General features: G+C 72.6%; 7 protein-coding genes and 1 rRNA gene. 7 read left to right on the top strand and 1 reads right to left on the bottom strand.

The window, feature by feature from the left end; genetic code table 11:
* The 5 genes from rrf to AB0O00_RS24215 all read left to right on the top strand — a co-directional run.
* Positions 1–84, top strand: a 5S ribosomal RNA gene (gene rrf, locus AB0O00_RS24235); the annotation flags it as partial.
* A gap of 199 nt (positions 85–283) precedes the next feature.
* Complete coding sequence (locus AB0O00_RS24230) at positions 284–1,693, top strand: histidine kinase (protein WP_363655041.1); 1,410 nt, start codon at positions 284–286, stop codon at positions 1,691–1,693.
* Entirely contained in the window at positions 1,645–2,310 is a 666-nt protein-coding gene (locus tag AB0O00_RS24225; RefSeq protein WP_363655039.1) for a response regulator transcription factor, read from the top strand. Before AB0O00_RS24230 ends, AB0O00_RS24225 begins: the two co-directional genes overlap by 49 nt.
* 203 nt (positions 2,311–2,513) lie before the next feature.
* The gene (locus AB0O00_RS24220) at positions 2,514–4,094 is read left to right on the top strand and encodes a DUF2637 domain-containing protein (protein ID WP_363655037.1); all 1,581 of its coding nucleotides are present in this window, start codon (positions 2,514–2,516) and stop codon (positions 4,092–4,094) included.
* A gap of 127 nt (positions 4,095–4,221) precedes the next feature.
* The gene (locus tag AB0O00_RS24215) at positions 4,222–5,511 is read left to right on the top strand and encodes an aldolase/citrate lyase family protein (protein ID WP_363655036.1); all 1,290 of its coding nucleotides are present in this window, start codon (positions 4,222–4,224) and stop codon (positions 5,509–5,511) included.
* A gap of 101 nt (positions 5,512–5,612) precedes the next feature.
* Here the strand turns inward: AB0O00_RS24215 and AB0O00_RS24210 are convergent, their stop codons facing one another.
* Positions 5,613–5,942 carry a hypothetical protein gene (locus AB0O00_RS24210; protein ID WP_363655034.1) on the bottom strand — a complete coding sequence of 110 codons (330 nt, stop codon included), beginning with the start codon at positions 5,940–5,942 and terminating at the stop codon, positions 5,613–5,615.
* Between the two features lie 83 nt (positions 5,943–6,025).
* Between AB0O00_RS24210 and AB0O00_RS24205 the strand changes: the two genes are divergently transcribed.
* Together AB0O00_RS24205 and AB0O00_RS24200 are read left to right on the top strand one after the other, a co-directional pair.
* Complete coding sequence (locus AB0O00_RS24205; protein WP_363655032.1) at positions 6,026–7,069, top strand: IS630 family transposase; 1,044 nt, start codon at positions 6,026–6,028, stop codon at positions 7,067–7,069.
* Between the two features lie 113 nt (positions 7,070–7,182).
* Positions 7,183–7,839: a YigZ family protein gene (locus tag AB0O00_RS24200; protein ID WP_363655030.1), complete on the top strand. Its 657-nt coding sequence runs from the start codon at positions 7,183–7,185 to the stop codon at positions 7,837–7,839.
* Positions 7,840–7,935: the final 96 nt, after the last annotated feature.

Genomic DNA, 7,935 nt, shown 5'->3' with positions numbered 1-7,935 from the left:
TACATTCCGAACCCGGAAGCTAAGCCTCACAGCGCCGATGGTACTGCAGGGGGGACCCTGTGGGAGAGTAGGACGCCGCCGAACAATTCTTCTGAGAAGCCCCTGATCCATTCGGATCGGGGGCTTTTCGCATTTCCGGATGATCTGAGGAATCTCCTCGTGCTGTGTCCACCTGGAGGTGGTGTTAGGTCCACCCCGGAATTGGGGTGGCATGGCCAGTGTCGGTGGCGTCCGGTTCGTGAAGACTCATGGTGGACGATCGAGACCGGCATCAGGAGCTTCCGTGACAACAACGAGTCGAACGAGCGGCGCGGGTGTGCGCGTTCAGGCCCAGGCTGCCCTGGAGTCGGGCGGCCAGGGGATGGCGCGGCTCGCTCTCCTGGTGCTGGGTGGGCTGCCGGGGTTCGCCCTGCCGGTGCTGGCGGCCGTCCTGGCCGGCGTCGTGACGGCCGAGGTGATGCGGGGCTACTACCCGGTGGCGCTGTTCGCCCTGGCGGCGGCGGCGCTCGCCGGCAGCACGGTGGCCGCCCTCTTCGTCCGCCGCACGGCGGACCGCACGCGCCGGCAGCTGGAGCGCTGGTTCGGCATACGTCTGCCGGCCGTCTACGAGCCCATGCCCTCGCTCGAGCCGGACGAGCGCGGGCACTGGTGGACGGGCTACTCGTACCACCGCTCCCGGACGGTCGCGAAGTACACGCAGCTGGCGCACTGGGGGTTCCGGGACCGGACCACCCGCGCCGAGATGGCCTGGCTCGTGGTGAACCCGCTGGCCGTGCTGGCCCTGGCCGGTCCGGTGGTCGGTCTCATCCTCCTCGGCACGGCGTACGCGGTCACGCGGCCGACGTCCTCCGACGGGCTCGGGCCGATCCGTCCGGTGCAGCTGTCGCTGATGGTGAACGTCGGGCTCGGGATCGGCATGGTGGCGGTCGCGGTGCTGGTGGCGCCGTTCGCGGTGCGTGCGTACGCCGAGCTGGCCCGGCGGGTGCTGGACCAGGACGGCAGGGCCACGCACGCGCAGTTGACCAAGCGGGTGGCCGAGTTGACGGAGACCCGGGCGGACGCGGTCGGCGACCAGGCGGCCGAGCTCCGGCGGATCGAGCGCGACCTGCACGACGGCGCGCAGGCGCGGCTGGTGGCGATCGGGATGACGCTCGGCACCATCGAGCACCTGATGGACACGGACCCGACGGCCGCCCGGGAGCTGCTGTCGGAGGCGCGGCAGTCCTCGGCCCGGGCGCTGCAGGAGCTCCGGGACCTCGTCCGCGGCATCCACCCGCCGGTCCTCGCCGAGCGCGGACTGGGCGACGCCGTCCGGGCGTTGGCGCTGGACAGCGCGCTGCCGACGGAGGTGTGCGTGAGTGTGCCGGACCGTCTGCCCGCCCCGGTGGAGGCGGCCGCCTACTTCAGCATCTGCGAGCTGCTGGCCAACGCGGCGAAGCACTCGCACGCGGAGCAGGTCTGGGTGGACATCCTCTACCGGGCCGGCACCCTGCGGGTCACGGTGACGGGCGACGGGGTCGGCGTGGCCGATCCGGGGCGGGGGACGGGCCTGCGCGGGATCGAGCGCCGGTTGGGTACCTTCGACGGTGTCCTCGCCATCGACAGCACGTCCGGCGGTCCGACCACCATCACCTTGGAGCTGCCGTGCGAGTTGTCCTCGCCGAGGACCTCTACCTCCTTCGCGAAGGCCTGATCCGGCTGCTGGAAGCGCACGGCTTCACCATCGCCGCCGCTGTCGAGACCGGGCCCGAGCTCCTGGACGCGCTGCTGACCCACCGGCCGGACGTGGCCGTAGTCGACGTCCGGTTGCCTCCGACGCTGACCGACGAGGGGCTGCAGGCGGCGCTCCAGGCGCGCCGGGAGATCACGGGACTTCCGGTCCTGGTGCTGTCGCAGCACGTCCAGCAGCTGTACGCGAGGGAACTGCTGGCCGACGGCACGGGCGGGATCGGTTACCTCCTGAAGGACCGGGTGTTCAACGCCGAGCAGTTCATCGACGCGGTCCGCCGGGTGGCGGCCGGTGGTACGGCGATGGACCCGGACGTGATCGCGAAGCTGATGCAGACCACGGCCCGTCGTCCGGGGCCGCTGCTGGGGCTGTCGCCGCGAGAGCGGGAGGTGCTGGAGCTGATGGCGGAGGGCTGCTCGAACTCGGCGATCGCCGCCCGGCTGACGGTGAGCGACGGCGCGGTGGCCAAGCACATCGCCAACATCTTCACCAAGCTCGGACTCGCCCCGGACGAGGACGCCAACCGCCGCGTGCTCGCTGTCCTCGCCTACCTCAACGGCACGGCCGGGCGGACGGCCTGACGCTCCGCCTGGTCCCGGGAGCGGCCCGGGCGGGCGCTCCCCTGTGACGCTCCGGCCTGTGGAAACGCTGAAACGTGCGTACGAGTAAACTCCGGTGGGCCGAGCCCCGGAGGTGGGTCAGCCGTCCGGCGCCCCCGACCAGCGGGAGCCGGTAGGCGAGGCAGCGCACGGCAGCAGCCGAAATCCAGGGGTTGATAGACGTCATGGCACGCCCAACGCTCACCAAGGCCCACCGCGGTCTGCTCGGCATCGTCGCGGCCGGGGCCTGCATCATCTCGGGCATCGGCTTCGCGGGCTCGTACAACGCGGTGCGGGAACTGGCCACGGAGAAGGGTTTCGGCGCCTTCTCCTACGCCTTCCCGATCGGTGTCGACGCCGGCATCGTCGTCCTCCTGGCGCTCGACCTGGTCCTGACCTGGCTGCGGATACCCTTCCCGCTGCTGCGGCAGACCGCCTGGGTGCTGACCGTCGCGACCATCGCCTTCAACGCCGCAGCCTCGTGGGGCGACCCGCTCGGCATGGGGATGCACGCCGTCATCCCGGTGCTGTTCGTGGTGGTCGTCGAGGCCTCCCGGCACGCGGTGGGCCGGATCGCGGCGATCACCGCGGACCGGCACATGGAGTCGGTCCGGATGATGCGCTGGCTGCTCTCCCCGGTGCCGACCTTCCGGCTCTGGCGGCGGATGAAGCTCTGGGAGCTGCGCTCGTACGACGAGGTCGTGCGGCTGGAGCAGAACCGGCTGGTCTACCGGGCCCAGCTGCGCTTCCGGTACGGGCGCGGCTGGCGCCGGTCGGCGCCGATCCAGGCGCTCCTGCCGCTGAAGCTCGCCAAGTACGGCGTGCCGCTGGACCCGTCGCTGCTCGACCGGCTGGACGAAGAGGCCCGCGAGCGCGAGGCCCGGGAGGCGAGGGAGGCCCGGGAGCTCCAGCCGCAGGAGCAGCGCGCATCCGCGGCCATCGCCCCGGCGGGCCCGGAGATTCCCGTACAGCCCCAGCCCCATCCGCAGCCCCAGCGGCGCCCGGCCCAGCCGCTCCCGCCCAAGCAGGCCCAGGCAGCCCAGCAGACCCAGGCAACCCAGCCGACTCAGCAGCCCGGCCCCCAGGCTCAGCAACCCCAGCCCCAGCCCCAGCCTCACGAGCCGGAGGACGCCCCGGCGGCCGTCGCACCGATGTCGGCCGAGGTGGCCGCGCCGATGCTCGCCAAGCTGCACGCCGTCCGCCTGCGCGCCGCCCAGGAGCCAGAGGCCGTGGAGGAGGAGGCCCCACAGCCGCCGCGCGAGGAGCTGAACGTCTGGACGGCGCGGCCGGTCCGCACCACCGGCGGTCACCAGGCCGACGCCGGCCCGGGCAGCCGCGTGCCCGGCCAGGCCTCGCCGTGGTTCAAGCCCCCGCGTCCGCTGGACGAGCAGTCGACCGCCGAGGTGGCGCCGCAGATCCAGCCCCAGGCCGCGGCCCAGCGCCCGGAGCAGCAGGACCAGACCCCCGAGCCCGCCCAGGAGCCCGTCCAAGCCGAGGTCGCCGCCCGGGCCGAGGAGCCCGCCCCCGTCGAGGTCGTCGGTCCGCGCCCCGCTCCGGCACGGCTCGACCCCGAGCTGGCCTTCGAGGCGCTGGTCTCGTACATCGACACCTTCGAGCACCACCCCGACCCGCAGCGCCTCGCCGACTGGCTGACCAGGGAGTACGGCCTGACGGGCAACCGCCCGGACGGTTCGGTGCACCCCAAGGACGTCGCCGAGCTCTACCCGCAGCTGCGCGACCGCTACGCCGCCGCCGGGAGGGACTGACCGGGCGACCGCCCACCGCCCGACGCCGGCCGTCCACCGCTCGGTCCACCATTGACGCCCGACCCGGCCGGAGCTACCTTCGCATCAACAATCTGTTGAAGCACTGGTTCGGCACGGAGGAGTACGGATGTCGCAGGTCGAGGTCGACGGTAACGGGCCGACGAGCGGGGCCTCCTTCTCCGCCGCCGCCCTCGACGCCGTGGAGGCGCTGCTGGCCCCGGTCGACGCCGACCTGGCGCGCCGCTTCCCGGGCGACTCCGGGACCAGGCAGCCGGTGCACACGGTCTACGTCCCGGCCGACGCCTTCGCCGCCGACACCGTCCGCACGTGGGGCCGGCAGGCCCTCGAAGCGTTCGACACCCACGCCGGCACCCCGGCCGAGCTCGCCCGCGCCCTCGGGGTGGCCGACGACGCCCTGCTCGCCGACGTGCACGCCCGCGTCCGCGCCAAGCTGGAGCGCGAGCCGATCGAGGACCTGCGGATCGACTTCGAGGACGGCTACGGCCCCCGCCCGGACGCCGAGGAGGACGCCGCCGCCGTCCGCGCCGCCGAACTCGTCACGGCCGCCGTCGCGGACGGCAGCGCCCCGCCGTACATCGGCATCCGGATCAAGTGCATGGAGGCGCCGGTCCGCGCCCGCGGCATCCGCACGCTGGAGCTGTTCCTGGCCACCCTGCTCGCCGGGGGCGGGCTCCCGGACGGTCTGGTCCTCACCCTGCCGAAGGTGACGTACGCCGCGCAGGTGACCGCGCTGGTGCGGCTGCTGGAGGATTTCGAGCGGCGCGCCGGGCTGCCGGCCGGCCGGATCGGCTTCGAGATCCAGATCGAGACCACCCAGGCGATCCTCGGCCCGGACGGCCGGGCCACCGTGGCCCTGATGATCGAGGCCGCCGAGGGCCGCGCCACCGGCCTGCACTACGGTACCTTCGACTACAGCGCCTCCTGCGGCGTCAGCGCGGCCTACCAGAGCATGGACCACCCGGTCGCCGACCACGCGAAGGCCGTCATGCAGGTGGCCGCCGCCGGCACCGGGGTCCGGCTCTCCGACGGCTCGACCAACGTCATCCCGACCGGGCCCACCGAGCAGGTCCACGCCGCCTGGAAGCTCCACCACGGCCTCGTCCGCCGCTCGCTGGCCCGCGCGTACTACCAGGGCTGGGACATGCACCCGGCGCACCTGCCGACCCGGTACGCCGCCGTCTACGCCTTCTACCGCGAGGGCCTGGAGACCGCCTGCGCCCGGCTCGCCGCGTACGTCGCGAAGGCGGGCGGCGACGTGATGGACGAGCCGGCCACCGCCCGCGCGCTCAGCGGCTACGTGCTGCGCGGCCTGGACTGCGGCGCCGTCGACCCGGCCGAGGTCACCGCGCTGACCGGCCTGGACCGCGCCCGGCTGGACGCCCTCGCCGGCCGCTGACCGCAACCCCGCCGTACCGGCCCCCGCGGCCAACCAGTGCCGTGGCCTATCCGGTCACGGCACTAGTGCTGCTCCGCGGAAGGTTCGTGGAGGGGTGTTGATCAGATAGCCAGTCCGCTGAGGTAGAGGCCGCCTGCGCACTCGAGGGCTTCTTCTGGGGAGCCGGACGGTAGCCCGCTGGGCAGGAAGTTGTCGCGGTAGCTGTCGTTGCTGGCCAGGTAGAGCGAGAAACCCCAGGTGTGGAGTACACCGGTGAAGCGCAGGCGGCACAATGGAAGGCTCTGGCCACCGGGCAACTCGGCGGCGACGTAAGCAAATCCGGCACGGAAGCGGACCGTGATGGCGTCCACGTGTGGCCAGCGTTCGCGGGCGTGGCGGTTCAAGCGCTGGCGCAGGTGGTGCTGCATCGATTCCGGCGGGTTCTTCGGCACAGGCCCATCCTGCCGGGTGCGGCGGCGACCCGCCATGATCGGTGGCCGTGCGTGGTGATCAACGGACGGGGACGGCGGTCGCGGTGGTGCTGGAGACAGAGGTCCGCGAGCGGCTGGACAGGACAGCGGCTTCGGCGAAGTCCGAAGTACGGGCGGTGTTGCGGGCCCGCATCGTGCTCGCGGCGGCGGACGGGCTCGCCAATGGCGCGATCGCCCGGGAGCTGGATGTCAGCGTGAACACGGTGCGCAAGTGGCGGGGCCGGTTCGCCACCCTGGGGCTGGGCGGCCTGCGGGACGCCGAACGCTCGGGCCGGCCAAAGGCCTACGGGCCCGAGGTCCGCATGGCGATCGTGGCCACTGCCACCAGCGCGCCACCGCATCCGGAGTCGACCTGGTCGCACCGCGCCATCGCCCGACGTGTGGCCGGCACGTGCTTCGCGCCGGTCTCCGCCTCCCAGGTCGGCAGGATCCTGGCCGGCCTGGACCTGAAGCCGCACAAGGTCCGTGGCTGGCTCACCCGCCGGGACACTCCTGACTTCTGGCAGCGGGCCGCCGAGGTGTGCGCCCTCTATCTGAGTCCACCCGAGGGCGCGGTGGTGCTCTCGATCGACGAGAAGACCGCGATCGCAGCCCGCTCACGCCGCTATCCCGGGCATTCCGCACGCCCCGGCGAGCCGGCCAGGCAGGAGTTCGAGTACCGGCGCCACGGCACGGTTTCCCTCGTGGCCGCGCTCGACGTTCGCACCGGCGAGGTCCTCACCGAGGTGATCGCCCGCAACGACGCGGCGACCTTCACCGCCTTCCTGAACCAGCTCGACCAGGCGATCGCACCCGGCAATGAGATCCACGTTGTGCTCGACAACGGCTCGTCCCACACGGCCAGACACACCAAGGCGTGGCTGGCGGCCCACCCACGCTGGCACGTCCGGTGGACCCCGCCGCACACCTCGTGGCTCAATCAGGTCGAGTTGTTCTTCTCCGCCCTGACCCGCCGAGTCGTGCGGCATGGCGACTTCGCCAGCCGCGACGACCTGATCGAGAAGCTCGAGGCCTACGTGATCGGCCACAACGAGACCGCCAAGCCCTACCGCTGGACCTACGAGGGCACCCCACTCAAGGCAGCCTGATCAACATCCCTCCACGAACTTCCGCGGAGCAGCACTAGGCTGGCGGTGCCGTCCCTCGCGCCGAGGGGCGTGCGCCGCCAGCCTTCGCCGTCTTCCGGGAGAACCACCGCGCCATGTCCGCCACGCCGGAGCCGACCCCCAGGACCTACCTCACCATCCGGCAGGGCGGCAGCCACGAGATCGAGATCAAGAAGTCCCGGTTCATCTGCCACCTCGCCCGGGTCGCCGACGAGGAGGAGGCGCAGGCGTTCATCGCGGGCGTCCGCAAGCAGTACTGGGACGCGCGGCACAACTGCACCGCCTTCGTCGTCGGCGACGAGCAGCGCCGCGAGCGCTCCAATGACGACGGCGAGCCGGGCGGCACGGCCGGCGTGCCGATGCTGGAGGTGCTGCGCCGGCGCGGGCTGACCGACACGGTGGCCGTCGTGACCAGGTACTTCGGCGGGATCAAGCTCGGCGCCGGCGGGCTGGTCCGGGCGTACGGGAACGCGGTGTCGGAGGCGGTGGACGCCGTCGGGCTGCTGGAACGGCGGCCGGTGGCGCTGCTGGCGGTGACCGCGGACCACGTGCGGGCCGGGCGCGTGGAGAACGACCTGCGGGCGGCCGGGTACGCGGTGAGCGACCTCGCGTACGGGGCGACCGGGGTGCGGATCGAGGTCGGCGTGCCGGAGCCGGACGTGCCGGCCTTCCACACCTGGCTGGCCGAGGCGACCGGCGGTACCGCGGTGGCGGTCGCGGCCGGCCGCACCTACGTCGAAGTGCCGGTCTAGCCCCAATACCAGTGACTTAAGGATCTCTGCTGGTAGGCTACCTGTCCAGGAGGTGCCTGGATGCCACGCCCTGGACAGGTCAAGTCGGCAACGGAC

The organism is Kitasatospora sp. NPDC093558, assembly GCF_040683475.1.
Taxonomy (GTDB): Bacteria; Actinomycetota; Actinomycetes; order Streptomycetales; family Streptomycetaceae; genus Kitasatospora.
Note: the sequence above shows the minus strand (reverse complement) of the source record. Positions and strands in the feature narration are given on the sequence as shown.

Excerpts from the sequence above, each read along its gene's own strand:
- AB0O00_RS24200 (WP_363655030.1), top strand. The coding sequence starts at position 7,183 with ATGTCCGCCACGCCGGAGCCGACCCCCAGGACCTACCTCACCATCCGG.
- AB0O00_RS24215 (WP_363655036.1), top strand. The coding sequence starts at position 4,222 with ATGTCGCAGGTCGAGGTCGACGGTAACGGGCCGACGAGCGGGGCCTCC.
- AB0O00_RS24220 (WP_363655037.1), top strand. The coding sequence starts at position 2,514 with ATGGCACGCCCAACGCTCACCAAGGCCCACCGCGGTCTGCTCGGCATC.